We start from the raw sequence: 1108 nt of genomic DNA, 5'->3' as shown, positions 1-1108 counted from the left end.
GGTCAAGACCGCCACCGTGGATATCAAAAACGGGCCCGAGATAACGGTGCGACATGGCCGAGCACTGGATGTGCCAACCAGGTCGGCCAGCCCCCCATGGGGAGGGCCATGAGGCCGACGCCGGTTCGTTGGGCTTCGTTCCCTTCCAGAGAGCAAAATCTCGTGCATCGCGCTTCGCGGCGCTGGGGGCCTCATCGGAATCGGGGATGCTATCCGGCTTCTGCCTCGTCAGCGCACCGTAGTCGCCCCAGCTGCTGACGTCGAAGTAGACGTCTCCAGATGCGTCGCTAGCAGCGTAGGCGTGACCGCGCTGTATCAGCCTCTCGATGAATGCTTGCGTGTCAATGATGTGGCCCGAGGTGCGCGGCTCATACGTGGGCGCCAGGATTCGCATCGACGCGTACAGCCGCGTGAATTCTGTTTCGACACGGTATGCGCGGGCCCACCATGGTTCGTCTTCTGTTGCCAAGGCGAGGACTTTGTCATCGATGTCCGTCACGTTTCGTACGAGGGTGACGGTGTATCCGCGGTGGGTGAGCCAGCGGTTCAAGAGATCGTAGGTGAGGGCACTTCGCAGGTGCCCGATATGTGGCGCGGACTGAACCGTGGGCCCGCAGAGGTAGATGCTGACCTTTCCTGGTTGGACGGGGATGAATGCGCGCACTGCGCGGGTGCGACTGTCGTAGATATGGAACATCTGTGCTCGCACCCTTTCTGATCTCTTCCGTGCACGCGGTCACGACCGCGGGGCTGCCACGAACGATAGGCCAGTGGGGCTGAAGAGGGTCTCGTGGGGCTTGTTCACGATCACGGCGAGCGTCGACTGGCAGTGTGCACACCGCATCACTGACCCCATGGCGGTGATGAACACGTGTGCCACGGCGAGCTCGAAGATGCGTTGACAGTGGCGACACCGTGCAATGGCCGCAGTCATTTCGACGCCGAATACGTCAGCAAGCACTCCCGCAAGAGCGTTTCCGTCTACGTAACTCATCCGATTCCTCCAAATCGTTCCGTGCGGATTCTTGCGGGGTCGTGGCCAAGCTGAACAAGCCAACCAGCAACCGCCTCGACGAACGGCGTGGGCCCACAGACGAAGATCCGCGGT

General features: G+C 61.5%; 1 protein-coding gene and 1 pseudogene. Both read right to left on the bottom strand.

Annotated elements, in window-relative coordinates; all coding sequences use genetic code 11:
- Window positions 1-697, bottom strand: a pseudogene (locus ACFVXG_RS46170) (cysteine--tRNA ligase); the annotation flags it as partial.
- Window positions 698-736: 39 nt separating this feature from the next.
- The gene (locus ACFVXG_RS46165) at window positions 737-994 is read right to left on the bottom strand and encodes a DUF6510 family protein (protein ID WP_282837945.1); all 258 of its coding nucleotides are present in this window, start codon (window positions 992-994) and stop codon (window positions 737-739) included.
- Between the last annotated feature and the right edge of the window lie 114 nt (window positions 995-1108).

It is taken from the genome of Kitasatospora sp. NPDC058162, assembly GCF_042884005.1.
Taxonomy (GTDB): Bacteria; Actinomycetota; Actinomycetes; order Streptomycetales; family Streptomycetaceae; genus Kitasatospora.
The sequence above is the reverse complement of the archived record's forward strand: the minus strand, read 5'-3'. Positions and strand labels throughout refer to the sequence as shown.

Bases quoted from the DNA above. Each gene is read 5' to 3' on its own strand.
- ACFVXG_RS46165 (WP_282837945.1), bottom strand. From the start codon at position 994: ATGAGTTACGTAGACGGAAACGCTCTTGCGGGAGTGCTTGCTGACGTA.